This window comes from Oleiphilus sp. HI0043, assembly GCF_001634935.1.
The window spans coordinates 1-2,206 of record NZ_LWEY01001222.1 but is presented as its reverse complement, the minus strand read 5'-3'; the positions used below and the strand labels follow the sequence as shown (position 1 = coordinate 2,206).

The 2,206-nt window shown below is 45.7% G+C and carries 1 protein-coding gene; it reads right to left on the bottom strand.

Annotation, left to right across the window (positions count from 1 at the left end; translation table 11 throughout):
* Window positions 1–18: 18 nt before the first annotated feature.
* Window positions 19–2,064, bottom strand: a complete 2,046-nt coding sequence (locus tag A3729_RS14935) for an EAL domain-containing protein (protein WP_068567618.1) — start codon at window positions 2,062–2,064, stop codon at window positions 19–21.
* Window positions 2,065–2,206 lie beyond the last annotated feature (142 nt).

Sequence of the window (2,206 nt, the reverse complement as noted above, 5' to 3'; positions counted from 1 at the left end):
ATCAATTGCAAACACTTGCTATGAAGCAAATACTTCATTTGCTTGTGGCCGTTTCAAATGGTACCCCATTGCGCCATCAATCCCCAGCTCTTTTAAAGCCTGCCACTCGTCTTCTGACTCGACACCCACAGCAATCACATTAATTCCCTGACCATGTGCAATCTGGATCGCTGATCGCAGGAAGAACTGATTTGATTGACTGCCCTGAACGTTGCGAATAAAGCTATGGTCAACTTTGATGTAGTGAATATCCACTCGCTGTAAATACGAAAATGGCACCGAGCTTACACCAAAGCGCTCGACCGATAGACTAAAGCCATGCTCTTTTGCCATATTGCTCAAAACGACCAAGGCATTTTCATTATAACTCACGATATGTTCTGGAACTTCGACAATTAGCATTTCCGCCAAGCTGGGGTTCTGAACAAGCTGCTGATCAAACCAGGACAAGAAGCGCTCATCTATCAAGGCAGCTTCAGACAAGGTAATACAGTATCGGTGATTATCAGCTTCACCTTGCGCCAACTCATTGTGAGTTCGCTGCATCAAAAATTCTGGATCTGCCAGGCTCTCTACCACCTTCTCGACAACCAACTGATCAAAGGGCACCATCAATCCGAATCGCTCAGCCATCGGCAGGAAGGTCCCAGCGACAGTCAGCTCGCCTTCTACTTCAATTCGAGAAAGGACCTGCTGATACATAACCTTTCCTTCACCATCATAAACTGTTTGAGTATGAAGCTTCACATCTCGACTCAGCAATACCTCTTGCAAAATATTTCGCCACTCATTTGCCTGATGCACCTCTCGCATACTCTCTTCTGCCGACTGAATATGCGCATAACGCCGCCAGCCGGAAATACCATCTGACTGTGCTTGGCGTAAGGCTAAATCAGCTTTAGACAACAAAGTGCGAGCAGTATCATCAGCCTTTACGCAAGCCGCACCGATATGCACGCTATCATCGCGCAACAAGTGCTTGATATCAGAGAGTGAACAAATTTCTGATATCATTTTTGGCACCAGGACATCAATTTCATCATCCATAACACTCGGCATAAACACACTAAAATCGGCACCACTTCGCCTCGCAGCAAACGCATTCTGATGACGCTGTTCATATTTTTGCAGTATCTGCGCAACACTCGTCAACAGAGCATCGCCTCGATCTCGCCCCAATGACTCGTTAACTGCACCAAAGTCGTTAAGTTGCACTAAGACCAGACTTCCTTTTGCTGTGTGCTGCTGTGAATCCAGCTCTGTCTTTAAACGCCCATCAAAACCTTCACGGTTACTTAGGCCGGTAAGTGTGTCAACAAAAGATGCCTGACGCAGGTCCTCGATCAAATTTAATTGCTCTTCAAACACCCCGCCAAGCTGCCTGGCCATATCATTCATCGCATCGGCAACGCCTGCAAGCTCTCGGAATACAGGATGAGGAGCCCTAAAATCAAAATGGCGATGACTCATTTCCTGTGCATGAAACTGAAGCTGTTTTAAAGGCTTTAACACACCAGCTAATAGCCAACGCGCTGCAAATAAGCCGAGCACCAAAATACTTAGAAACCAAATTGACTCAGAACGAATCACTTTCCACAATTCAAGGTAGGCGTAACCAGGATGACTCTCTACCACAATCGTGCCCAACTGTTTCCAACCAGCTACAACTTCTGCACTTTTGGCAGGGGCCTTTAGATCAAGCAGAGAGACAAACCAGTCAGGGACAGTATCAACAGTTAAAGAGTTAGCGCGCACGACAATGGCGGCACCGTTCAAGTCAAAAAAAACAATTTTTCTGTAGTCACCACTGTCGAATATCGTGTCAACAATTCGCGCTGCCGCCACGCGATCTTGAGCATCTATACTCGTCGATAATGACAAGCCCAAAGAAGTAGCAGCATCCTGTGCATGGGACTGCAATTGATTCTGCAAATAGTCACGCATGGTGGTGATATTCAGCGTAAAGCTTCCAACCAACAACAACAGCAACATAATGCTAATATAAGCAAATAGTGTCCTTTGTAAGCTAGGACCCTGATTTGTCAGGCTATGACTATGCCTCATGATTAGGCCTCACTTACTTTATCTCCATCAGTATCTTCATTGGTGTCTTTTTATTAGCAAAGCCCAAGTATAAAAACGACCCGACCTCTTTCACCACAGAAATCATAATGGCCAGCCTGTAGGCATTGCTTCCATATAACAA

Bases quoted from the DNA above. Each gene is read 5' to 3' on its own strand.
- A3729_RS14935 (WP_068567618.1), bottom strand. From the start codon at position 2,064: ATGAGGCATAGTCATAGCCTGACAAATCAGGGTCCTAGCTTACAAAGG.